Annotated in this window: 18 protein-coding genes and 3 pseudogenes; 13 read left to right on the forward strand and 8 right to left on the reverse strand. The window is 54.6% G+C overall.

Annotation, left to right across the window (positions count from 1 at the left end):
- Nucleotides 1-12: 12 nt before the first annotated feature.
- Nucleotides 13-291: a hypothetical protein gene (locus ABNG04_RS14340; protein ID WP_371163070.1), complete on the reverse strand. Its 279-nt coding sequence runs from the start codon at nt 289-291 to the stop codon at nt 13-15.
- Between the two features lie 608 nt (nt 292-899).
- Between ABNG04_RS14340 and ABNG04_RS14345 the strand changes: the two genes are divergently transcribed.
- Nucleotides 900-1,226, forward strand: coding sequence for a hypothetical protein (locus tag ABNG04_RS14345; protein ID WP_371163071.1), 327 nt, complete (start codon nt 900-902; stop codon nt 1,224-1,226).
- 69 nt (nt 1,227-1,295) lie between these two features.
- On the opposite strand, the gene ABNG04_RS14350 is transcribed toward ABNG04_RS14345, so the two are convergent.
- Nucleotides 1,296-4,511, reverse strand: coding sequence for a DUF499 family protein (locus tag ABNG04_RS14350; protein ID WP_371163072.1), 3,216 nt, complete (start codon nt 4,509-4,511; stop codon nt 1,296-1,298).
- Between the two features lie 143 nt (nt 4,512-4,654).
- On the opposite strand from ABNG04_RS14350, the gene ABNG04_RS14355 reads away from it, so the two are divergent.
- The 8 genes and pseudogenes from ABNG04_RS14355 (at nt 4,655) to ABNG04_RS14390 (ending at nt 15,829) form a co-directional block, all read left to right on the forward strand.
- Nucleotides 4,655-6,409: a DEAD/DEAH box helicase gene (locus tag ABNG04_RS14355; RefSeq protein ID WP_371163073.1), complete on the forward strand. Its 1,755-nt coding sequence runs from the start codon at nt 4,655-4,657 to the stop codon at nt 6,407-6,409.
- Nucleotides 6,402-7,571, forward strand: coding sequence for a hypothetical protein (locus ABNG04_RS14360; protein ID WP_371163074.1), 1,170 nt, complete (start codon nt 6,402-6,404; stop codon nt 7,569-7,571). Before ABNG04_RS14355 ends, ABNG04_RS14360 begins: the two co-directional genes overlap by 8 nt.
- A gap of 336 nt (nt 7,572-7,907) precedes the next feature.
- Nucleotides 7,908-9,236: a restriction endonuclease gene (locus tag ABNG04_RS14365; RefSeq protein WP_371163075.1), complete on the forward strand. Its 1,329-nt coding sequence runs from the start codon at nt 7,908-7,910 to the stop codon at nt 9,234-9,236.
- A 1,011-nt stretch (nt 9,237-10,247) separates the two neighbouring features.
- Entirely contained in the window at nt 10,248-11,504 is a 1,257-nt protein-coding gene (locus tag ABNG04_RS14370) for a Cdc6/Cdc18 family protein (RefSeq protein ID WP_371163076.1), read from the forward strand.
- A gap of 765 nt (nt 11,505-12,269) precedes the next feature.
- Nucleotides 12,270-12,509: pseudogene (locus tag ABNG04_RS14375) on the forward strand (DUF7983 family protein); the annotation flags it as partial.
- Between the two features lie 365 nt (nt 12,510-12,874).
- A complete protein-coding gene (locus ABNG04_RS14380) occupies nt 12,875-14,290 on the forward strand; it encodes a PAS domain S-box protein (RefSeq protein WP_371163077.1) in 1,416 nt (471 codons plus the stop codon).
- A 256-nt stretch (nt 14,291-14,546) separates the two neighbouring features.
- A complete protein-coding gene (locus tag ABNG04_RS14385; RefSeq protein ID WP_371163078.1) occupies nt 14,547-15,242 on the forward strand; it encodes a nucleotidyltransferase domain-containing protein in 696 nt (231 codons plus the stop codon).
- A 155-nt stretch (nt 15,243-15,397) separates the two neighbouring features.
- Nucleotides 15,398-15,829 (forward strand): TRAM domain-containing protein, encoded by a 432-nt coding sequence (locus ABNG04_RS14390; RefSeq protein ID WP_371163079.1) that lies wholly within the window; start codon nt 15,398-15,400, stop codon nt 15,827-15,829.
- Nucleotides 15,830-15,893: 64 nt separating this feature from the next.
- Here the strand turns inward: ABNG04_RS14390 and ABNG04_RS14395 are convergent, their stop codons facing one another.
- The 4 genes and pseudogenes from ABNG04_RS14395 to ABNG04_RS14405 all read right to left on the reverse strand — a co-directional run bounded on the left by ABNG04_RS14395 (nt 15,894) and on the right by ABNG04_RS14405 (nt 17,637).
- Nucleotides 15,894-16,241: a DUF6788 family protein gene (locus tag ABNG04_RS14395; RefSeq protein ID WP_371163080.1), complete on the reverse strand. Its 348-nt coding sequence runs from the start codon at nt 16,239-16,241 to the stop codon at nt 15,894-15,896.
- Between the two features lie 230 nt (nt 16,242-16,471).
- Nucleotides 16,472-16,639, reverse strand: a complete 168-nt coding sequence (locus tag ABNG04_RS18075) for a DUF7837 family putative zinc-binding protein (RefSeq protein WP_445972123.1) — start codon at nt 16,637-16,639, stop codon at nt 16,472-16,474.
- Between the two features lie 237 nt (nt 16,640-16,876).
- Nucleotides 16,877-17,278 carry an HVO_A0114 family putative DNA-binding protein gene (locus tag ABNG04_RS14400; RefSeq protein ID WP_371163113.1) on the reverse strand — a complete coding sequence of 134 codons (402 nt, stop codon included), beginning with the start codon at nt 17,276-17,278 and terminating at the stop codon, nt 16,877-16,879.
- Nucleotides 17,279-17,320: 42 nt separating this feature from the next.
- Nucleotides 17,321-17,637: pseudogene (locus tag ABNG04_RS14405) on the reverse strand (toxin-antitoxin system TumE family protein).
- 71 nt (nt 17,638-17,708) lie between these two features.
- On the opposite strand from ABNG04_RS14405, the pseudogene ABNG04_RS14410 reads away from it, so the two are divergent.
- A pseudogene (locus tag ABNG04_RS14410) lies at nt 17,709-18,395 on the forward strand (type B DNA-directed DNA polymerase); the annotation flags it as partial.
- A 54-nt stretch (nt 18,396-18,449) separates the two neighbouring features.
- On the opposite strand, the gene ABNG04_RS14415 reads toward ABNG04_RS14410, so the two are convergent.
- Nucleotides 18,450-19,730: a Cdc6/Cdc18 family protein gene (locus ABNG04_RS14415; RefSeq protein WP_371163081.1), complete on the reverse strand. Its 1,281-nt coding sequence runs from the start codon at nt 19,728-19,730 to the stop codon at nt 18,450-18,452.
- A 630-nt stretch (nt 19,731-20,360) separates the two neighbouring features.
- Here ABNG04_RS14415 and ABNG04_RS14420 point away from each other — a divergent pair.
- From ABNG04_RS14420 to ABNG04_RS14430, 3 genes are all read left to right on the forward strand, one after another.
- Nucleotides 20,361-20,525 carry a helix-turn-helix domain-containing protein gene (locus tag ABNG04_RS14420; RefSeq protein WP_371163114.1) on the forward strand — a complete coding sequence of 55 codons (165 nt, stop codon included), beginning with the start codon at nt 20,361-20,363 and terminating at the stop codon, nt 20,523-20,525.
- 284 nt (nt 20,526-20,809) lie between these two features.
- Nucleotides 20,810-21,199 carry an IS200/IS605 family transposase gene (gene tnpA / locus ABNG04_RS14425; protein WP_371163082.1) on the forward strand — a complete coding sequence of 130 codons (390 nt, stop codon included), beginning with the start codon at nt 20,810-20,812 and terminating at the stop codon, nt 21,197-21,199.
- Nucleotides 21,200-21,201: 2 nt separating this feature from the next.
- The gene (locus tag ABNG04_RS14430) at nt 21,202-22,356 is read left to right on the forward strand and encodes an RNA-guided endonuclease InsQ/TnpB family protein (protein ID WP_371163083.1); all 1,155 of its coding nucleotides are present in this window, start codon (nt 21,202-21,204) and stop codon (nt 22,354-22,356) included.
- Between the two features lie 167 nt (nt 22,357-22,523).
- On the opposite strand, the gene ABNG04_RS14435 is transcribed toward ABNG04_RS14430, so the two are convergent.
- Nucleotides 22,524-22,847 carry a DUF6788 family protein gene (locus ABNG04_RS14435; RefSeq protein WP_371163084.1) on the reverse strand — a complete coding sequence of 108 codons (324 nt, stop codon included), beginning with the start codon at nt 22,845-22,847 and terminating at the stop codon, nt 22,524-22,526.
- Nucleotides 22,848-22,954: the final 107 nt, after the last annotated feature.

Raw genomic sequence — 22,954 nt, forward strand, 5'->3', positions numbered from 1 at the left:
GTCAGGAGCTGCTTATTCGTCTTCGGACACTGTTTCTTCGAGTTCAGTAGTGCTCTGAATGGCTTTTGATGCGAGGGCATCGTGACCATGATCAATCGCATACCCGGCTGCTTCGCTCATCGCCCCTACCATCTGATCGATATACATCGAGTCGGATTGGAGGTTTTTACTGGCAACGGACAGGGCATACCGAGGGTTACTCAGTTTGAACCCCACCCGCTCTTCGATCTCGGCGATTATCTGTTTCGATTCGTCGATTTTTTTCGCTCGCTCGATTGTCTCTATCTGCATGGGTTTACTGCGAAGAAGTACAACCATTATTCACTTTTAAACATCTGGCCTTAGGGGGATTGCTGGTCAATCGGGCACTCTGCGTCTGTAGCACCACAACCCGATTCGAATTCGCCTAATTCGCCGACCAGAGCAGTTAGAGCAGTAAATCAGGGTAATCAGAATTGGCACGAACGGATGAGAAATCTCGAATGGACTACGCCGAAAACTCGCGTATGATGTGGATCGACACTTTGTGAGTGAGAATATTTTTAATGATTCATTCGTAAAGGCATAACAGAACGGAGAAGTCGTGGTGAGGACGTTCCGGAAGTGGAGTACAGCGACGATTCTAAAAAGGGGCATATTGGTAGTCTCCCACACGATTTGATTCGGCAACTCATCTAAGCTGGAGGAGGGTACAGTATCGGTCCATTCGATCTCGTTAGATCTTCACCGGTTCTGCTCTTCACGCTTCATCACTGGTACTGGGAAATAGTTGAGCAAGGCCGTGACCGATGCCGAAGGACTACCACACTACGTGACCCAAACCGACAACATACATTCCAGTTCTGTACACTTTCAGGAGAAGGTTTATGCGATTACCATTTGTCACAAAGCAATAAGGAATGGTCGGGGTTATCGGTACGATACGATATATAACAAATACTTACCTCAGCAAGGCTGCGGGCAACTTCTTCCAATTTGGCCGTCAGCAGTGGCTCCTCTTGCTGATCATCACTATTGGTGGATCCGCTCTGCTCGGCGTTGCACCGCTCGAAGCTCTGAAAGCCGTCGGATCCGTCGCGCTTCGCAGGACAACCGCACTTTGGGGGATCAACTCGTTTCGTCGGCTCGTGACGATTGGTGCCGTTGACATCCTAATCTGGGAGGGTATCACGCTAGTCGGCTGTGTCGTGGCTGGTCTCCGACTCTACCAGAACACCGACGACTAGCCTGTCCGGCACAGTGATGGTAAAATCACTTCGGAAAACCACCTCTAATTCACGAGCAGGATTCGGACGTTACTTCTGGAAGCTGATCTCGATCTTCAGGCTCGACGCCTCCTCTGGCATACGCTCGAAGAGATCCTGTACCTTCGTGTAGTCCTGCTCGGACCGCAACGTCAAGCTAACCTGTGTCCGCTCGACGTCGGCGGTTCCCTGAAGAGCACCGGGAACACCCTCCCTCTCCGGCAGCATGAACGTGACGTCGCCGTACTCCACGCTTCCAGTTTGGTGGTTGTTCCGCCACTTGCTCCGCATCGCAGCGACGTCGTCTCCGTTGAACTCGAAGCGCCACGTATCGGCTTCCGTGTCGGCCTTCCGGAACGGATAGCCGGGCACCCAGTCGGACGCTTTCTCCGAGCCGGTCGTGTTGACCACGTACTCTGGCTCCTCGTCTTTCCCGATATTCTCCAGCAGATACGTCCGTACCATGTACTCGGTGACGCTGCTGTCGAACCGGTCAGTGACCTTGTTGACCGTGAACTGGTCGCCCGGATCCAAGTCTTCAATGTACGACAGGATCTGATCGCCGATCCGGTCCGACACCGTCGGGACGATCTTCACCGTCGTCGGGTCGCGGTCGCCGAGCGCTCCGAGGTACCGACCACCGGCCTCCAGCACGTAGTCATCAACGAGGAACTCGTTGACCGCCTCACGAGCGACCGATTCGGTCTCGTGCGGTGGCAGGAACACTGCTTCATCTGACCGAACCTCCCCGATTATCGTGTCGAGATTCGCGTACCCATCGTCGTCAATATTCTTCTCGATACGGTCCACGAGGGACGATGCACCGACGACCTCCGCCCCGCCGACATCGCGGAGCGTCGCGTCGGACTGCGGCTTGTCGAGAATCTCGTTCCCTTTCACGATGACGTACTGGTCCTCCCGGGCGAGCCGACCGATAGCCCGCATCACGACGTCGTGGCTGTCGCCGTCGATCCAGATCTCGCCGTCCTCAACGAGCTCCAGCTCGAAGTCGCCGATGTCGAGCGCAGTCGTTCCGCTCCCGAAGCGCTGGCGGAGTTCCTGCTCGGCGTCATCGACACCCCACACGTCCACGTCGTCCTGCTGAACGAGTACAGTGTCCAGCGAGCTTCCGGTAAGGTCGTCGCGGAACCCGCCGGTGTCACGGGCGAGCACCGGCTTGCCGTCGAGCGCTTCGACAGTCGCGTTCAACACGTCGTTGGCGCTGCCTGGAATCGGGAGTTCCGGGTCACGGAGGAACTGTTCGTAGATATCCTCGACCGATATTTCTCCCCGTCGTTCCAGCAGGTCCTCGGCAATGTCCCAGACGTGCGACTGGAGGTCGAATGGGTCAGCTGCCGCAGAGTCCGCAATATTCGAGGCGTCGAGTTCCGCCTCGTCGAGGACGAAGACATCGAGGTCCATCGGCTCCACTTTCGCCCACTCGTCGTCGTCCATCAGATTGTCCCCGTCGATCACATCGCCGTACAGGAGTTGGAGTTCCTCACGGAGTTCATTCTCCTCCTGCTCCTTCATACTGCGAATCGACGTGCGGATTTCGTCGTCGAGAGACTCGTCGGCGAGTACCTGCCGCGCGCCCTCAATATATCGTGCCTTGTCGATGTACCGTGTACCCGACTCGATGGCCTTGTCTCCCGAGGGCTGGACGAACACGAGCGTGTTGCGCCACTCGCGGCCGCGACCGTCGTTCGTGATGACCTTCTTCACCTCCGCTTGGGTCCACTGGCCGTCCTTCACGACGACCTTCACCTCACGGTCGTCCGGAATGTCCCGCATATCGTTGGTCCGGAATCCGACCGGGTGCGCGTTCGATCCGAAGATATCGGTGATGAAGTCCGCGATCTCGGCCTTCGCCGCCGTCTCCGACACGTCCACGGCTGCGTTCCGGATGAGCGCGTTGGGGTTTTGTCGGTCCCGGATCGCGTACTTCCCATTCAGCTTGTGGAGGTGCCACGCGACGCCGTGCAATCGTTCGAGGTTGAGGACGACGTCAGAGACGAGGTCACCCGTCTGGTAAGTACCCATCACGATCTCCGAAACCTCTGCGCCCTCGCCTTCGCTCGGCTTCAGAGAGTAGAGTAGAATCGTGTTCAGAATGCGGCGACCGTGAGGCACTTCATCCGTGTCAACACGACTCTTGATATCTCCGGTGGCAGCATTCAGGCGTTCATAGTTGATCTTCGCCAGTTCGTCTTCGAACTCGATGGCATCAATGTCTCCGTGAGTGATCAGGTCCGTCTGACCCTGCATCTGCAAGAGAACTTTAGAGAAGAGGTAGATCATCCCCCGCGTGTTCTGGTTCCCCTCGTCGGCGTAGTAGCGCGTCTCAAGCGCGTCCAGAAGCACTGGGTGGAACGGATAGAGGTCGTGCATCTCCGATAGCAGGTCGTCGGGCAGATCGACATGGCCCTCCGCCTGATCGTATGCGTCGAAGTACCCATTGACGATCTCGCGGGCAGCACTCTCGTCTACGGAGTCGATCAGGCGGTGGCGAAGGACTTCGCGCTTGTCCACCTGGTTATTCATGTTGACCTCGACCGCCTGTTCCCGATTCAGAATGTCGTGAACCTCGGATCCCTCACGGAGCACTGAGACGATTGTGTAGAGTTCGAGGCCCGAGAGCGCGGTTGATTCGAGTAGCGACTGGAGGAACGCCTTGTTCGCACTCTTGCGGTCACCCTGCAGCGTGTCGAACCAGTCTTCCAGTTCGTCCACAAAAAACGCGACTGTGTTGTCACCGACGGCCTCCTGAATCGTCTGCATATCGGGATATCCACCCGATTCAAACGTCCCTGGATCATAATCGAGGGCCTCGAAGAACGGTTCCCAGAGGTACTCGTACTGTTCGTTCTGCATCGCTACTGTGATTGGTGTGGCCGAATCCGGAAGCGCGGTGTCAAATCCTTCGATGGAATTACTTACCCACCTGCCTGCTGCCGCAGGATCATCGAAACAGTGGTAGAGCGCTACCATCTGGTGAGACTTCCCACTGCCGTACGGACCATAGAGGATGTGCGTTCCCCGCGGGTCGTCACCAGTGAGGGAATCGCGAAGAATAGAGAGGGCTTCTCGGAGACCCTGTGTCATCAATGTACGTTCGAAGAAGAGGTCTGCATCAGACTCGAATTCGTCGTCGTCGTCAACGTTGTAGAGTTTTACTTGCCCGTCGATCTGGCCCTCTTCCCGAAGCTCACGGCTGAGGGTCACCGTGTCTTCGAGAGTGGTTGGTAAGGATCCCGTCTGTGCCATCTTGATATTTAAACACAGCACCGTGGCACCCAATAAATACTATGGTCCCGTGAACATGGCCGAGACGCGACAACAGTAGTGCGTGCTGATCGGTGATTGTCGGTCACCAAATGTATTTCACTCACACCTGCTTCTACGAATGTATGAGCGGGTACGACCTCGTCGATGTCGAGGTCACACACGAATCTACGGACGATCTTCTGGATTCGCTGTCTGAGGACGATGCTGAGGAAGAACATATCCAGAGTATCCAAGCTGTTCGTCTCCAAGCCGGCCAACCGGACTCCGAGCTTCGGTCACTGAAAGAACTGGACGAAAACTCCGTCAAGTTACTTGAACATCAGGTTGATGCAGCCTACCGCGCCCTCTTCGAGATGGACGGGAAGGCCCTCCTCGCAGACGAGGTCGGGCTCGGGAAGACCATAGAGGTCGGAATGATCCTCAAAGAGATGCATTTCCGTGAAACGGACGAATCCGTCCTCATCCTCACTCCCGCACAACTGGCCAAGCAGTGGCAGGCAGAACTCCGTGAGAAGTTCGGACTCGGCTTTGTCTGTAACTATGACGACGAGTTCGAAGACTTCGGCGCACACGACTACATCATTGCGAGCATTGACACTGCAAAGAGTGAGCGACATCGTCAAACCGTCCTTGACCGCGACTGGGACGTTCTGGTACTTGACGAGGCCCACTACGTCAAAAACGATGAGACGGACCGCTACGACCTGATTGACCGGCTCTCGTACAACTATGCGTTCTTTTTGACCGCGACGCCGATACAGAACGAACTTACGGACCTGTACAATGTGGTCTCGCTACTCCGTCCTGGACTGTTCGGCACCCGTGATGTCTTCCACCACTACTTCGTCAACAGCAATCAGGAGACACTGGTGAATCGAGACGAACTACAGGACCGCCTGAACAAGGTGATGATCCGAAACCGGCGGGAAGACACGGATATTGACTTCACCGACCGGACTATCGACACACGAACGTTCGATCCCACCCCGGAGGAACGAGAACTCTACCAGGCAGTCTCCGACTACGTCAGAGGGGCGTACAGCCAGGACCAAGGTCAGAAGCTCGTACTAATGCTCCTTCAGAAGGAGGTTGTCAGCAGCCCGGTCGCGCTCAAGAAGACCATCGAGAAGCGACTCTACGACCAGTCGGAGCTCACGCACGCTGACGAACTGGAGTCGATCTTAGATCTGATCGATGAGATCGATACCGTGACCAAACAGGAACGACTCTTGGATATCGTCGAAGAAGCTCGCGACAACGTTGAGATGGGGAGAGTCATCGTCTTCACCCAGTTCCGAGCAACCCAACAGCAGATTCTCGACAGACTCGCCTCGGAGGGATACACAGTACACGCATTCCACGGTGGGCACTCGAGCAGCGAGAAGGAGCAAATTGTCGAGGACTTCGAAGAAGAGGGAGGAATCCTCGTCTCAACCGACGCTATGAGTGAAGGCCGCAACCTACAGTTTTGTAATATATTAGTCAATTTAGACTTGCCGTGGAATCCGATGCGTGTTGAACAACGTATCGGACGCGTACACCGGATCGGCCAGAAGCGAGACGTATTCATCTTCAATATGGCGTTGAAAGATACGGTCGAAGAGTACGTACTGGAACGATTGTACCACAAGATCGATCTCTTCCAGCAGAGCGTCGGAGAACTGAGCTCAATACTGAGCCGCTTGGAAGAGTCGGGGACAAGCTTCGAAGACGAGATCTTCGAACGGTTGGTGGCCGCAAATTCAGAAGTCGATCTTGAGAACGACTTCGATGCGATGGCAGTTGACCTCCAAGAACAGCGTGAGCTCGCCGACAAACTTGAGGAGTTCAATAGCGGCGTGTTCGAAGGATTCGACCTGGGGGAGAGCGATGACTGACGCTTCGATTTCTGTTACGCAGTCTGTGGTAGAGCAGTTCACAGAACGGTATCTCCGATCTATCGGCTGTTCCATCGAGCGAAGTGACGATCGCTGGCTGGTGTCGGTACCCGATGACATAGACACCAAGATCACCCACGGGAGACACACGCTCATCCGGGGGGAGGGTACTCCAGACGATGACGATGATAGTGATAGAACGAAACGGCTGAATCCGGAGAGTGCGTTCTTTCAACAGCTACTCCGGGAGGCGGGTGAACGGTCGCCTTCTGGCAAACTGTCGATAGAGGGTGAATCTGACATCGAGATTCCGGAGTGGATCCAAAACAGCTCTGTCGAGGTACAGGGTGCGCAGTTCACTCCGTACTACGACCGTACGGCCATCGTGGTTCTCTTTCGTGTTGGTATCGAGACCGTCAGTGAATACCAGCAGGAGCTTCTCCGCGCCGTCGCTGTAGACACGCGGTCAGAGGAGGGCCTTCCAAAACTGGCAGAGACATTCCTCAATACCACTACAGTAGAGACCGAGACGGCCACTAGTGGCGCTGTACGGCTGACCAAGACAGATGTGCGGCCCCTCCTCGAAACAGCCCGGGAACTATTGCTGGAGAGCGTACAGGGGCAGCTTGACGACATTCATCAAGAAGCCTCGCGTGCGGCAGATTCAGAAGTTGAAGAGTACCGCCAAATGCAACAACAGCGTATCCAGGAGCTACAGGAAGAACACTCGAATCTGTCGTCGAAAATCAACGATCTGAGTGAAAAAATCAACACAGGAGACGGCGATTCACGCGTTCAAGCGCTGCGAGAACGGAAAGAACTCAAATCGGAGTACAAGGAACTCGACGAGACGCTCAACGAGTTACAGGAGCGCCGTAATAGTGGGTTCCCTGAGCGACAACGAGACATCCGAGAGCGACACTCACTCGACGTACAGGTCACACCGCTCACTCTGACTGAAGTAGAGTACGAGCGAGGTGAAATCGATCTTGAGCTCATCGACGGTAGCAAATGTCAAACGGTAACTCTCGGATACGGGAGTGGGATTGGTGTAGACGATACTGCTCGATGTTCGTCGTGTGAACGGGAACTCACTGAACGCAACCCGCTTCAAACAATTTTAGATGGGCTCAAGTGCCGGAGTTGTACCAAAGAGCGGTGATATGGTGACTTCTCGATAGTTCAATCTAGCAAGATGCTGGTGCTTCATGCGATAATAAGATCTCTTCTTCAGGCAGCTTCGCCTCACAAACAGCTGTCGCTAATCAATGTGTATTGACCGGTAGTTACAGGCCGTTCTTCCGTAATTAACACCTTCTCGACATTAAGTCGTTCTATGGAATCGACATCGTCACACCGAGGGAATTTTTCGAGATGCTGAACGACTGATGGGCCCGTTGTAGTGAGCGAATCAGAGAGAATATGCCATTTCCTGAGAGTTTCAATAGAGCCAGTTGTAGCCAGCTATTTGCTCCCCACCGATGATTTCCACTCAGCCATGACCGGAATCGTGATCCTCCCCGCTGGTCGCGACGACGCGTTTGAGGACTACAAACAGTTCATCCAAGATGGGCACCCAATCGAGGATATTGAGTCTTACCTCAATGACGAAGATCTCGAACTGTTTCAGACAACATCTGACGACGATCTCGTCCACGTCTGGGGGACCTCAGTAGACGGGACATGGCGGAACGTCGAACGCAACGACATCGCGCTCGTCTACCATGATAGCGCGTTCGTCGCGAGGGGGCAAGTCCTCCAACTCCGACACGACCCCGACCTTGCGGAGTATCTCTGGAGAGAGAACGTTGAACACGGTCGCTGGAACGAGGAAAGCCCGTGGGAGTACATGACTTTCCTCACCGATATTGAGGAAGTCGACGTCGACATTGAGGAATTCAACGAACTCGTTGGCTATGACAAGACCTACCGCCCACAGGGATTCACCCGGGTCGCTGACAAGCGACTCAACCAACTCTCTGGCGAGGAGTCAGTCGAGACCGCCGTTGCCGACCTGACCGACGCCGGCGAACGTGTTCACCCGGTCGACGATGAAGACGACGGACCAACCCCCGATCTCGCCGACCAGCTCCAGGCGGCCAGCACAGATGGGAACGCCCACGAGGAGTTTGAGAAACTCGTTGCAAAGGCCTTCTCTCGGCTGGGCTGTGCCGCCGACTGGATCGAAGGAGGGGGTGACACCGACGTGGAGATCCGATCTCCCGAACACGTCGTTGTCGAAGTGAAGGCCCGAGGGAATGGGCGGGTCAACTCACTAGAGGTCACCAACGTCGACAAACACCGACGACAGCGTGGAGCCGATCACGCCATCGTGGTTGCTCCAGGCTTCGCCCCGAAAGTGATCGATAATGCCGAGACGACCGAGCTGACAACAATCGCCGTCGACGACCTCGTCGAGCTCCTCGATCGCCGGAACGAGTATGCCGTCCCACCCGAGGAGATACTGGCCCTCTTGACACGCTCAGGGGCCTTCCAAGACGACAGACTCGACCTCCTCGATGAGTACATCCAAGACCGGATCGATGCTGGAGAAACCCTGCTTGCGGTCATCCGAGCTCTCGAGCGTGCCGACGGAGCCGTGGAGACAGCGGAGGACGTCCGGTGGATCGTTGTAGGCATGGAGGACTCAAACGATATCCCAACCACCGAAGAGGTTCGATCCGCCCTCCAACTGCTCGCGCATCCAAGCGTAGGGGCCGTTGAGCAGGATGAAGAAGGGTATCGGGTGACGACTGACTACGAGAACGGGATCCAATTGGTTCGATCACTCGGAGATATCGTTCAACCACCGAGAAGAGAGGAGTAGACCACCGGCCTCCGCGACGGTACCTCGCTTGTTTCTGTCCTCACCCTCCGGTGCTTCGAGTGTTTCGAGCTGTACGCCGACAGCGATCGACGCTGAAGTCCCAACCGATCTCACACACCACGTCTTCAATTGTCTCCGATGACCAGACAGCCGTTCTAATTGTCGACCTTACACACCACCCGTTCAAGTATTCAAGTATAACCACCGACGCGATTCCGTACAATCTACTGTCTGACCTGTCGAGGCCAGTTCGTCGTCAGGACAGGGCGTCCAACAAATAAGACGCCAGTCGGGACCACCCACACTCCACTTTGAGCGAGCAATTCTCCGAGAGGTCTGCTGAGACTGAAGATACCCTCCGATATTTCCGGAGCAATCCTCGGTTAAATCGGCTGAAACAGGCGATTGTCGGGTGTTGAGAGCAGCGGAAAGAGTGGATTTAATTTTTGATTCACCCCTCCACCGTTTCCGGAGCTATACGTGATACGTGATTCGTGTTGATATGGAATGGGCGTCGTTGACGAGAGTTACGTTGTGAGTTCGACGTAGTCTCTCCCGCAGCTCGAAGACGAGAGTATACACACCATCGTTTCCGGAGCTTTTGTTGGCGGGACAAGAAGGTGAACCCTCACACCACCATTTCCGAAGCTATCCACGAGAAAAGAAGGGGACCACAAAAGAAGCGGCAATATTAACCGGTACTGTCGTCGATCAATAGACTTCTGTTTTCTCCAATAAAACATATCTCTAATCTGTAAATTTATATTAACCCTGATGCGGATATTGTTCTAAGGAAATTGTATTAAATCTTTGGTCTCTAGTAATGGTATTTCTCGATCGGATTTATACGAGTTATCGATAGCTTCGGAAACGGTGGAGTGACTGTGTTATATAAAGGATCGTAGCTCCGGAAGTGGTGGTGTGTGTATTGCTTATAAGTAGGTGAGCTCCGGACGCTCCGGAAGCTACGGAAACGGTGGTTTTATGATATTTCCCGTGTGGCAGACTATCATGGGAATGTTCCAGCGGGATCGCCAGGTGTTCGCTGACGCCGAACCCCTCGACGATTCCTACGAGCCCGAGGATATCCGTGAACGGGACGAGGAACTCGAGAAATATCAGCGTGCTCTCCAGCCGATCATCGATAACCGCCCGACGTCGAACATCTTCTTGTACGGGAAGACAGGCACGGGAAAGACCGTCGCGACCAAGTATATGCTGTCGCATCTGGAGAACGATACTGCCGAATACGACGATGTCCATCTCTCGACGGTTTGGGTCAGCTGCGAGAACCTCTCCTCGTCCTACCAAGTTGCTGTCGCCTTAGTCAACGAGCTCCGTAACAGCCAGGATAAAGACCGTATCAGTGCTACCGGCTACTCCCAGCAACGAGTGTTCGATATTCTCTATGAAGAACTCGATGCGCTGGGTGGTACTGTCGTGATCGTTCTTGACGAGATCGACAATATCGGCAACTCCGACGACATCCTCTACGGGCTCCCTCGTGCACGATCGAACGGCTACGTCGACGATGTTCGTCCAGTGATTGTCGGCATCAGTAACGACTTTCAGTTCAGGGACAATCTCTCGCCAAAAGTCAAGGACACGCTCGCCGAAAAAGAGATCCTCTTCCCACCATACGACGCGAATCAGCTCCGCTCGATCCTCAACCCACGTGCCGAGAAAGCGTTCCACGACGATGTGTTATCCGATGATGCTGTCCCGCTCTGTGCGGCATTTGCTGCTCAAGATACTGGATCAGCTCGACAGGCAATCCGACTACTTCGTGAAGCTGGCGAGCTTACCCAAGCGGCTGATTCCGACACAGTAACTGAGGAGCACGTCCGTGAGGCGCAAGACGAACTCGAAAAGAACCAACTCTACGAGGGGATGCAGGAACTCACGACCCAAGGGCATGCTGTCCTCTGTGCGCTTGCGTACCACCAGGCGCTCGATGAAGTTCCTGTTCGGTCCCGTGATCTCTACGAGCGATACGTGAAAATCTGTAGCCGTCTCGACGCTGATAGCGTGAGTGAACGTCGTGTCCGTGACCACCTCTCGGATATGAATATGCTCGGACTGATCAACCTGTTTGAACGGAACGAGGGGCTCTCAGCTGGTCGGTATCACGAATACGAGCTTGATGTCCCGTTGAAATCAGTACTTGAAGTCCTCCTCGATACGACACGTTTCGAAGAACTCGCGAACATCATCCAGTCGACAGCTGACGATAACAATCTGCTTCAGTCGGATATCTCCGACTATTGAACGAGCTTTTCTGAGAGGCTAAATAGAACCATATCTCGTTGCCGAAAAGCTCCGGAAACGGTGGAGGGTCTAAGTACCCCCAGACATCCGACAATCGCAGAAAGAGAGCGAATGCGCCTACTCTAGCCTTCCCCAACAACGCGGTATTTTTGTTCTGATTTGTTAGCTAAGGCCGATCGATTCTTCCACTGAAAGCTCCGGAAACGGTGGAGGGTCCTCTGCTGATTCACACGACATAGCGTGGCACAAATTGACACCCTCCTCCGCGTTAACGCGGAGGATTCCCGAGCGGTGGGAGTTTCAGGTTTGCAACCATGGACGCCGCCACTTCACGGGAGTCCGCGTCTAACCCAGCCATCGTGGTCGGTGGCTGACTGACGGTGCCAAACCGCTGTTACTCCTATCCTTGGCGTCGTTGACTCCCATCTGTTGTTTTTGCCAGCAGAGAGTCGTTGACGCTTTGACGGATTCGGAGGTATCGTCGGGCTTGCTCAAGCCGACGGGCACAGGCGAACTCTTCAAGCATTCGTGTTCACCGCGCCGGCGTTTCGGATACTGTCTCATTGAGTTGGCGGCGTGGCCGCCTCCGAAGGTCGTTCGGAATCCGCTCCGTTCCGACCTGACCTTACTACTGTGTAGTGATTCTTGGAAATTGAACGTTTGGATTGGAAACTCGGACTATACAGGTGTCGATGAAAAGTGTCGTCGAGTGACGGCGCGTATCCACGGCCTGAAGGCCGTGGTATTGCGCCTGTTCAGCGTGTAGTAACGTCACTCTCTGAATCTGATGTGTATGACATCAAGGAGAGTGAGTATGTTCGGAAAGCAGACGTCGACGACGAGATGAAGGAAAGCCGTCTCCAAGGGCTCAAAGACCAGTTGGCTGGAGCCGACGAAGACACAACCGAGCTCCAAGCCGAGATCGAAGAACTGGAGCAGCGTATCACTGAACTCACCAGTTTTGACTCCGGCACATCATTCCATACTCGTTCAACTGGTGGATAGCCAGAGTTTGGAAGAATACTGTCACAGCTGAAACTGAGAGAAAACTCTCTGACAGTACCCAATGGGAAAGGAGAGACTAGCCACGAGAACTGGCTAGATAGTGTATCCGGACAGGGCGCCGTAGAAGAGTTGCCGCGACGTTTATTTCGTGTATCTACAGCCGAATTAGCCGATAGAACGCGCTTGCGTATCTTACAAGAAGCTATTCCAGATATCGCCAACGCGTGTCGGTTGCTGTCAGTATTGGTACCCTCGGAGTCAGAGGAGAGGTGTCGAGACGCCCGTTCATGGCCGAATTGGGAGCGAATAGCTGACCGGCGTTACTTTCCGTCGCATTTTAATCGGTCTCGGAAATAGTCAGGCGCATGACTTCATCGAGCGATAACTCGTCGTATCATGCCCACGTTGAGAAAGCACCCATCGGCATATTCGAAGTTAATGAACACGGCGAATACGTGGATGTGAATGAAGCTGCCGGTGATATGGTCGGTTATTCGCGGCATGAACTGCTTGACATGTCGGTCGCTGATTTAGCCCCTGAACAGGACGACCCCGAAGAAATCCCTTCGTTTACTGAAGTCCGCGAGACCGGACATATGCGGACTGAAGGACAGATACGTCACAAAAACGGCCATACGGTAGACATAATCTTTGAGGCCGTAGAACTTGAAGAAGGCCGACTCGTCGCGTATGTACAAGACATTTCAGAAGAAAAGCAGTATGAGAAAGCGCTTGAGAGAACCCGCGATGAACTGCGACAAATAATCGATCTTATTCCCGACCCTATCTTCGTCAAAAACCGGGACGACGAGATACTGCTTTCGAACGAAGCGAATGCCGAGTTACTCGGAACAATCCCCGAAGAGATTGAGGGGAAACCAGAACCGGAGTTCTTTCCCGAGTCTGACCAGTATGAAACGCTCCGTCAGCGAGATATTGAGGTAATTGAATCCGGTGAATCTGCGATGTTCGAAGAAGAAGTGACGAGTCTTGCCACTGAGAAACATATTTTCCAGACAAGCAGAATACCGTTCAAAACGCCTGAAATTGGTGAAGAAGCCGTTTTCGGATACGCACGGGACATCACCGAGCTGAGAGAATACGAACAGGAACTTGAAGACCAACGCGACAACCTCGAAATCCTGAACCAAGTCCTTCGCCACGATGTTCGCAACGATCTACAACTCGTCACTGCTTATGCCGACCTGCTTGTCGAAGAGTGCGAAGACGAGGAAGTGAAAGGGTACATCACCACAATACAGGACAGTGCCGACCACGCTATCGAACTCACACGAACAGCGCGGGAGATAGCCGACGTAATGCTCTCGACCACAAAAGAAGGTCAGCAGGTCAATCTTCGCGCTATCTTGGAAAACGAGGTGAGCGAAGTACAATCCTCATATCCGAACGCCGCTGTGTCCCTTGAGACAACGGTTTCCTCTGTGACTATTAACGCCAACGACATGCTTTCCTCGGTCTTTCGGAACCTGCTGAAGAACGCGATACAGCACAATGATAAGGCGGTGGCAGAGGTGACAACCTCGGTAACCGAACAAGACGACATAGCGACTATCCAGATTGCGGACAACGGCCCCGGCGTCCCCGACGGGCAGAAAGACGATATTTTCGCAAAGGGCGAACGTGGCTTGGAAAGCGCAGGGAGTGGGATGGGGCTGTATCTGGTCGCAACACTTGTGACGGATTACGGTGGTGAGGTGTGGGTCGAAGACAATGACCCCGAAGGCTCGGTCTTCGTCGTGGAATTGCCCAAGACCGAATAAGGTTTGTCGCTTGCCACGCTGTGAGTCACTGCGCATCTAATTACACCGTCTGTTGGATAAATATCTCTACGCTAGCGTGGCTGATTCTCTGGTGAGCGCGTGAAATCTACGATGTCTGACTGCTGACTGTACTCTCTATACTGAGCGATTAAGGGAGCAAAACCATCAACTACTGAGGATTTCAACAAAGCGGTTGTTATCAACTATAGCTGATATTTATATAAAATATATAAAGTTGTGAGCCGCAGTATGGCACATGGGCCATGAGACGAAATCGAACCCTACACAGGGCGTGTCCATATCGGTTCCAATACCCGCCTCAGACGCGGATTTATTCAAAAGCAAGGCAACGAACGACATCTTGCTATTTTTAACGAATCACCGATTCAAGCAGTTCTCACAGCGCGAGGTGGCTGATCAGATTGGCCATTCCCAACAAACGGTTCGGAGAGCGCTCAACACCCTCGTCGAGAACGGATTAGTGGTTGAACACCCCGACAATAACCAGCGGCTCGTTCGGATCAATCGAGAACGACTTGCTATACCGGACGACCCTCTCTTCCGAATACCGCAACCAGAGTTCCACAAGCCCGTGAAGGCCGCCGTCGACGAACTCACTGGCCGTCTCGACGGCGTCATCGGGATCGTTCTGTACGGAAGTGTGGCCCGTGGCGAAGCCGATCGGCGCAGCGACATCGACCTCTGGGTGCTCACGACGGACGACCGAGCTCCAACCCAACGAGAGGCGAACGCTGTTGGTCGCGACCTCGAAGACGCCGAGTTCGACGGCAATAGGTATGCGTACGACATCGACGTTGAAGCGGCCCAAGCGATTCCCACGTATACCGACGACATCCGGGAAATTGTCGTTTCAGGAGTCCCGATCTACAGCACTACCAAGTTTGAGACGGTCAAAAAGTTCCTTCTCGAGGAAGGTGGTGGCGACGCGTAACAGGTCTGTAAGGACTAGAACCCATATTAGATATGTCCTTTTCTGAATATTTTATCAGAACCAAATCACCTGCCCGGTAACTGAGAGGTAGCCGAGAACGGGTGGTGTAACACGCGGGATTTACCTACAGCGCCTTCGCTACTCTACGATACTCGATGATCGAAATCTCTGATTCGCTTCGCTCTCTGTTCAGTGCTCAAATCGAAGAACGCGATGGGTCATATGTCGTGGAAATCCCGGCAAGTGAGGTCGAGCATGACGCGCTCGCTGCTGACGAAACGTATCGCATCGCAATTCTGGCGTCGGAATCCTTGACAGAACAGAACGCCCAGCAAGATCAACTCCAATCGACTGCTCAAGAACCAACTCCGATGTCGGACGGTCCTCCCGTAGATGAGGGTGAAGTCCGCGACGTGACCATCGAAGCGACGGGTGATCAAGGTGACGGCATTGCGAAGGTTGAACGCGGCTACGTCGTGATCGTCCCCGGCGGACAACCGGGTGATGAGCTGTCGGTCGAGATCGAGCAAGTCCAAGAGAACGTCGCGTTTGCTAGTATCGTCGAACGCGACTCACCGGTGGTGTAGCGTCGATTTATTGCCGATGTCTGTTGGTCGACGTCGGTGAAGTTCTGGTAGTCTCGACTCACTGCTACTCACTTTCTGGCTTACCGACGTACTCCGATTTCATCGTGCCGTTCTCACGATAGTAGCGATAGAGATACGGACCGTGCATATCCGCGGGATTCCCGCTGGCGCACTTACAGCCGTCATCACCACAGGTGACTTTCTCTTTGACGACGGTCCCGCTTCCTGCGCTATCGGACCCGTCAACGGGTTCGGCGGTCTCGGGAAGCTCGTCGGTGTCTACCGACTGGTCGCGATACTCAATGAGCGCCTCAACGTAGTTCTGTATCTCATGGAGTGTCTCTGTATCCTGTTTGGGGAGCCCCTCTGCGAGATACTTTGGGAGTGAGGTGGGTGGTGACGGCTGCTTCATGCCTTATGTAACAATTGGAGTCACGTTAGTGTTCGGGTGATACATAAGGTACTGAATTCTTTCCCAACCGTGACCACTTCAGCCATTACTCGAGATCGTAGGCCGCAATTTCTTGAGAGCCACACTGTGGACACTCATCGACGTCCTTCTCCACGCTGTACCCACAGCGACGGCACTTATGGAGCGTTGTCGATGACGGCTCAAGCCTGACGATCTGCTGGATGATCTGTTTACTGAGCATCAGTGGGGTCAACGATTTCGCCACAGCGAGGACATTCAGCCCACACGCCTGTGTTACCGCCAGCGGTCTCATAGTAGATGATTACGTGCCGGCCTGTGACTGTCTCACCGCAGAACGAGCAGTCGCCACGGACCGTCTCTGGGTCATTAGGAGTCATTCTCACGAGTTCACGGGCTACTTTGGGGGGAAGAGAGCGTGTGACACTGTTTCGGAGACGATCCGGTTGTTGAAGCCGACTCAGCGGTGCTCTCTCTCCTCAAAATTAGAGATTGTGTGTCTTATAATTCGGGCGAGCGGAGTGAAAGTACTGTTCCGGGGCAGCAGCGTGATTGCGGGTCGTGGATAACCATCGCACGAGAGTCTCATAGCACACTCGGAGAGTAGTGAGTGGTGACTACGCGCTTGGAGGAGTACCATCGGCGTCGCCGCTATCGATAAGCGGGTAGTCGATATGGACCTCGATGCGGTCGAACGGAACGACGGGTTGAATCGCACCACTGGGCCCACCCTCTTCGAGCGTGAGGATGCCCAGAACTTCCAGCTGATTCAGGTCTGAGTGGACATTAGACACGTCACGCTCGACGAGACGCGCTGCCTCGCGCATGCTCTCGGGCGCCTCTTCCGCGATCGCCCGGATGAGCTCAAGACACGGTGGTGTGAGACTGTCGACGAAGTCGTCGTAGGTGCCGAATTGAAGTGTTGCCTTTCCGTCCTGTTCGTCGAGATCGTCGTCCTCAACATCTTGTACGAACTGGAGCCCGTCCTCACAGAGCTGTTCTCGGTCGCCGACGGTGATGTGGAGTGTAGTATGGTCGGGGTATCGTGTGTTGGTATTCGGTCAGTAAGGCCGGGGCGGCTTGCCGCAGACGGCGTCCCAGTACTCGTCTGCGCTCGCCCAGAACTACACAAGCCGGTCCTCCATTCCGGGGAAATCGACGTCGTCAAGATCGCCGGCTGCGGTGTGGTGTTCGTGGCCTTTCGTATCCTCGTGGGAGTTGTCGTACCGGACGAGTGTGGGTCGTCGAGAGTGCCCAGGTGGAGCGTGTACTTCCAGTCCGAGGGGTACGTCTCGGTGTCGTCGGTCGGCCGAAGCACGACTTTCTCGGCGAGGCCGGCCTTGGCGTGTGTGTACTGGAACAGCGGTTCCTGAGCTATCTCTCACCTGTTGAGACACTGGCCAACAGTATGAGCGTTGAGTAGAAGTCCAACACCGCACACAAGGCCGCCTGCTGTTCGCCAGCAGCGGTCCGATCGACGCACACGATCCGGGCGTCTTGGTCTGCTCGACGAGCGAGATCGTCCCGGCCCTATATGAGATGGCGACGGACGCCGGCGTCGACGACTTTCACTGAGTCGGTGGCCGAACGTCGATTATCAGCATCTCGCGAGCCGGTCAACGTACTCGAGTACGGCCGCGTCGGTCACTCCGCGGCGCGATACAACATCCTCGATCGGGCGATCATCGACGAGTCGAGCACGTTCTTTTACGGGGAAACGAACCCCGACGGTGTCCTCGACCTCGTGTCGCGCTCGAAAAAACCCGTTCAAGAGCTCGCATGGGCACCGATCGGGAACTTGCTCACCGGGATCCAGTCTTGTCGGACCCTATCCGGTGTGACTGCCACAGCGACCGCGACGATGTCTCTGGCCCCGGGTATTCGATCTGCGACGACCGGGGCTATCTCGTCGATGTGCTACAGTGGCTCATCGACGCATGTGACGAGATTAATACGGCCATCCGTCGCGAGAAGGAATGGGACCACCCCGACGAGGACCGATTAACGGAACTCGAGGGGTGGTCGAGAGCGCTGAAGTGGATCCTCGTCACCTGCTTCGGTTGTCAATGGTTCAGCAATTCGAATTTCGGCCGGTTCGAGTGCCACAAGGCAATCAACGTGTTCGCTCGCGGGGTTTATCGACACGAAACGAGCGGTGGCAGATCCTCCGATCGACTCGCGTGCTGTATCCTAAAACGAATCTAACGTCATCGATCCGTCCGTCCCTTCGAACAGTTCCTGCATCCGCCCATCCTCCTGTAACACATCACGCACGAGATCCGCACGAATCGAAAACTCATACTCGTAATAACTCCCTCCTTTCGGCCCCTTGTTCTGCTCGCGAACATCAAGAAACCCCTTCAGCGTTAACTGACTCAGCCGGTCGTGAATCGTTCTGTCTGTCCGCACTTCCGCATCAATACGCTTCGCTGCCAACACATACCGCTCATAGATACGGTTACGTTTCGCCGGCAACACATCCTCCTCTTCCAACAACAACAGACCGTACAACGTCAGCTTGGACTGCGTCGGCAAGCGCGATAGTTCCTCTCGAACCTTATCTCGCTCCACCACCTCATCGGCGTTCCGCACGTGCCCTTCAGAGATACGTTCACTCCCCTCATCGCGAGCCATATCCCCCGCTTTATATAACAATTTCAACGCCTGCCGAGCACTCCCCGAGTCCTGCGCAGCGAACGCCGCACATAGCGGGATCACATCATCCTCCAAAATTTCGGACGACAGCTCAAATTCGCCATCGTCACGCTCCTGAACAGTCGTATTGTGGAACGCCTCCGACGCTCGCTGCTTCAAAATATTCCCGAGCTCATTAGCATCATACGGTGGGAAATGGATCTCCTCATCACACAACGAGTCCTTCACACGCGCAGAGAGGTTGTCGCGGAACGTGAAGTCGTTCGAGATTCCAATAACCCCCACAGCCGTGTTCGCAACATTCCCATTGTCGTTCGCTCGCGGAAGCTTATACAGAATGTCGTCATCATTCCCGATGGCATCTATTTCGTCGAGCACCACTAGACAGTGTGTGGCATCAAGCTTCTCCAGTTCCTCGAACAGCATCGTGAAAATCATACCAGACGGATACCCGGTCGGTTTGATCTGGTCTTCCGGTTCTCGGAACTTGTTAATGAGATTCGCGGCCACCTGGTAACTCGAATTGAGTGACTTACAGTTTAGCTCAACGAAAGACACTTCCACGTCGTCCAGATCTTCCTGATCTGCGTCGAGCCGCTCGATAATCATTCGCGAGGACAACGTCTTCCCTACGCCTGTCTGCCCATATAGAAACAGATTCTTCGGTGGCGCACCGTTAATCACGGGCTTCAACGCGGATTGGTACTGTTCCAGCTCGTTATCCCGCTCAATGAGTTTCTCTGGGCGGTACCCGTCTCGAAGCACCGCTTCATCGGCAAAAATTGTAGAATCGGGTGTAAACCGTTCCAGCCCCATTATTGCTCAAACTGTTAGTACGATATTACTTAAAACCACACCTTCATGAGTCTCATCGGTTTCACGAGAGCCTACCACGCCTTCACGAGAAACTGACACAGTATATGAGCATGACACACCTCACGGTGCTTCAGGTGGCTCGAACCGTGGAGATTACGAACCCCCTCCCCCCACTTTTCACGAGTGTTTGTAGAAAATAGGATGGGAGGGGGAAGAAAATGTGCTGTACGGAGGCGAACCTTTATTATACAACACTCGCAACCATACCCGCATGGCTACTACAGCGGTTAATTGAGCTGTAGAGGAGTAGTAAGAGAACGTCAGACATCTTTTCACTCGCCTTCTCCCTCTGTTCAACTCTCATGAAAAGTGGGGGGAGGGGGTAGAGACAGACAACTCGACACGAGTGTTTCCCTCAACGGACACGAGAATAGCCGACGCGTTTCACTGGCAACCGAGTACTGCGCAGAAAATCCCCACAGCACCCATGATCTTCTCTACATCGCCTCGATTCTCACTAGAACTCTCGTGAAAACTGGGGGGCATGTCTGATAAACCGGTACGCGGCAATAGAACTCTCATGAAAAGTGGGGGGTGTCCAACCAACCGGTACATCTCAACACAACACTCGTGAAAACCGGGGGGTGTCGGAAACACCTCTACTTCGGGCATCCGTCGGAACCGCCAACGCTGAAAGAACTCGATTACCTCAACCCGGGCAAGAACCAGACAACGATTCGTCAACACCTTCAGCAGCTCGTTGGTGCCGGCATCCTTGAGGAAGCATTCTTCTGAGAGGGCCGTCGGCAACACTCCTTCTGTACAAGAGCTACGGGACTAGCCAGAGTGGTCGACGATTCCTCAAAGAGCACACGCTCCTCCGGGCGCAGGATACACTCCGTCGGATTCCTCTCACGGCTGAAGCGTGGGCTTCCTTGTTACAGCGGTAGCGAGGCGAAAGCCCACCCCTTCAGGGGTGGGATGAAGCCAACAACTGGGAACCAATCCACGTTCATAGCCACGGTTGGGGTTGGATGCTTGCGTAATATCTTTAGATGAGTACTTTCTATATACTGACGATGCCTCGTGGGTTCGACAGAGAACGTACCAACATCCACAAACTTCAGTACCACTTCGTCTGGTGTCCGAAGTACCGTAAATCGGTGCTAACGGGAGAGGTACGCGACCGTCTCGAAGAACTCATTGAGGAGAAAGCCGACGAACTTGGCTTGGAAATACTGGAGTTGGCGATTCGTCCCGACCACGTACACCTGTTCGTCACGGGCGACCCGACGCTCGCCCCGAACAAAATAATACAACAGGTCAAGGGCTACTCCTCGCGCCGACTCCGGGATGAGTTCGATTTCGGCTTGCCGTCGCTGTGGACGCGCTCGTACTTCGTCTCAAGTGCGGGCGATGTATCCAGCGAGGTCATCGAGGAGTATATCGACGCCCAAGCAGGTGAGTAGTCATGCAACGGAACGTCTCGACCACGGTGCGAGTCAAACTCCACTCGCTGACCAACAGGAAAGACGACCTGCTCGCTCGTGAGTGTGAGGCGTTCCAGACGGCGGTTCACGGTGGAGACGCTGACCTCTACTCTGCGACCGACCAGCAGGCGTCGAAAGTCCAGCGACAGAAAGACCCGAACCCAGATACCGAACAGCCCGTCGTACTCCGCAACGACGTGTTCGACGTGGCTCACGACGAAGAGACAGTTCTCTCGTCGTGGTGGGTCAAAGTCCCTGTCTACGATCCCGAACATGGACGAGGCAACTCTATCTGGTGTCCCGCCCACGTCCCTCGAAAGGACGAACAACTCGTCCGCGAGGGCGACATTCGGGACAGCGAGTTAGTGCGCCGTGACGGTGACTGGTACGTCCATCTCGTCGTCAAACGGTCTGTGACCGTGGCTGACGAGTACGACGACGTGCTGGCTATCGATATGGGCGCACGGTGGGTCGCCACCTGTGCGTTTCTCTCCGACCGCAATACCACGTTCTACGGCGAGGAGATTCGCCATATCCGTGAACACTACAATCAGTTGCGGAAGTCCATTGGGAAGGCGAAACCTCGACAGGGACAGCAGGTGGTTGAGCGTATCGGCGACGCGGAATCGCGAAAGGTAGACGATCGCCTCCACAAGATTGCTCGCCAAATCGTGGCGGACGCCGAGGAGCGGAACGCGGTCATTGCCGTGGGCGATCTTGGCGGGATTCGCGAAGACAACGACAAAGGACGGTACGTGAACGATAAGACCCACAAGATGCCGTTCGCCCGCCTACTCAACTACATCGAGTACAAAGCCCACGACGCGGGTGTCGACGTGAAGTTGATTGAGGAGTACGACACGTCGAAGACGTGTAACCGCTGTGCCTGCGAGGGTGTCCGTGAGACGCAGGGACGCTTCAACTGTCAAGAGTGTGGACTGGACGACAACGCGGATAAGAATGGTGCGCTGAACATCGGTAAACGAGCCTTGGGCAAGTTCTCGAAACCGCTGTCCGAGGCGGGGGCTGTACTGGCACAGCCCGAAACGCAGGTCATCGTCCAACGTGACGACGAACCTGCGAACCTCCCGCTACTCGTAGATTCAACCCCCAGTGGGGGAACCCCACGGCTTTAGCCGTGGGAGGATGTCAGTCTGTGAACTCTACGACCGTGTGGAGAAGACCGACGATATCGAACGCTACAAAACTGCGCCGCGACCCGAACGCTGACCGTTCCTTTTGTTCACTCCATAAATAGGGTGTCTCCCCGAATCACTCGTCACTCTACTGGGACGCGATTCAGCTACTCGTCGGGATTTACCGGCCCTTTGCACTTCGACGTCACCGAATCGCCTTCCCGCCACTGCCAGTAGTAGTAGCGATTATCGTTGATCTCCTTGATCGTGATCGTCGCTTTGGCCGGGACGTCGTCCGGAAGATCGTCTAGTCGCTCTTCGCCCTCCTCTTGATCTGCCGACTCCTCGAGACGGGCCTCTCGTTCCTTGTGCTCGGCGAGTGCTTCTGCGTACGTAGCAACGTCTCGGAGCTGCTCCGGGTCCGACTCGTTGAGCGTGTTGACAATCTCCGTCGCGAGGGTCGTCGGTGGGGTCGGGGGTTCGTAGGACATCGGGTACTCTCGTGTTAACCAACAGACCCGCGAATTCGTACTTTTGTTGGTTAATTCGACGGAGACGGGTCTCACACCGCTGTCTGTAACACTACTTGAAACTTCTT

It is taken from the genome of Halorubrum miltondacostae, assembly GCF_041379815.1.
Taxonomy (GTDB): domain Archaea; phylum Halobacteriota; class Halobacteria; order Halobacteriales; family Haloferacaceae; genus Halorubrum; species Halorubrum miltondacostae.

Bases quoted from the DNA above. Each gene is read 5' to 3' on its own strand.
- ABNG04_RS14360 (WP_371163074.1), top strand. From the start codon at position 6,402: ATGACTGACGCTTCGATTTCTGTTACGCAGTCTGTGGTAGAGCAGTTC.
- ABNG04_RS14365 (WP_371163075.1), top strand. From the start codon at position 7,908: ATGACCGGAATCGTGATCCTCCCCGCTGGTCGCGACGACGCGTTTGAG.
- ABNG04_RS14355 (WP_371163073.1), top strand. From the start codon at position 4,655: ATGAGCGGGTACGACCTCGTCGATGTCGAGGTCACACACGAATCTACG.
- ABNG04_RS14345 (WP_371163071.1), top strand. From the start codon at position 900: ATGGTCGGGGTTATCGGTACGATACGATATATAACAAATACTTACCTC.
- ABNG04_RS14340 (WP_371163070.1), bottom strand. From the start codon at position 291: ATGCAGATAGAGACAATCGAGCGAGCGAAAAAAATCGACGAATCGAAA.
- ABNG04_RS18075 (WP_445972123.1), bottom strand. From the start codon at position 16,639: ATGACTCCTAATGACCCAGAGACGGTCCGTGGCGACTGCTCGTTCTGC.
- ABNG04_RS14370 (WP_371163076.1), top strand. From the start codon at position 10,248: ATGGGAATGTTCCAGCGGGATCGCCAGGTGTTCGCTGACGCCGAACCC.
- ABNG04_RS14435 (WP_371163084.1), bottom strand. From the start codon at position 22,847: ATGTCCTACGAACCCCCGACCCCACCGACGACCCTCGCGACGGAGATT.
- ABNG04_RS14415 (WP_371163081.1), bottom strand. From the start codon at position 19,730: ATGGGGCTGGAACGGTTTACACCCGATTCTACAATTTTTGCCGATGAA.
- tnpA (WP_371163082.1), top strand. From the start codon at position 20,810: ATGCCTCGTGGGTTCGACAGAGAACGTACCAACATCCACAAACTTCAG.
- ABNG04_RS14430 (WP_371163083.1), top strand. From the start codon at position 21,202: ATGCAACGGAACGTCTCGACCACGGTGCGAGTCAAACTCCACTCGCTG.
- ABNG04_RS14350 (WP_371163072.1), bottom strand. From the start codon at position 4,511: ATGGCACAGACGGGATCCTTACCAACCACTCTCGAAGACACGGTGACC.
- ABNG04_RS14390 (WP_371163079.1), top strand. From the start codon at position 15,398: ATGATCGAAATCTCTGATTCGCTTCGCTCTCTGTTCAGTGCTCAAATC.
- ABNG04_RS14380 (WP_371163077.1), top strand. From the start codon at position 12,875: ATGACTTCATCGAGCGATAACTCGTCGTATCATGCCCACGTTGAGAAA.
- ABNG04_RS14395 (WP_371163080.1), bottom strand. From the start codon at position 16,241: ATGAAGCAGCCGTCACCACCCACCTCACTCCCAAAGTATCTCGCAGAG.
- ABNG04_RS14385 (WP_371163078.1), top strand. From the start codon at position 14,547: ATGGGCCATGAGACGAAATCGAACCCTACACAGGGCGTGTCCATATCG.